Below are 209 nucleotides of genomic sequence, written 5' to 3' on the forward strand. Positions count from 1 at the left end.
ACGTCGGCGCCGTTGCCGCGGACGTAGGGCACCGGTCCGATGCCGCGCGCCGCCGCGAGAGTCTGGATCGCGTACTGGATCGAGAGCGCGTCATTGAGCGAGTGGAACGTGCCGTCCTCGTTGAAGCTCACTTGCGCGCCTTCGATCCAGGCGATGGTGATCGTGTCCTCGGTGTTGTCCTCGGGGGTGTAGAAGGTGTGCACCGAGCC

1 pseudogene is annotated in these 209 nt (G+C 66.0%); it reads right to left on the reverse strand.

The features are described 5' to 3' along the window. A pseudogene (locus ACYP5B_RS48855) lies at positions 1-209 on the reverse strand (hypothetical protein); the annotation flags it as partial.

This window comes from Cupriavidus sp. 8B (assembly GCF_054589115.1).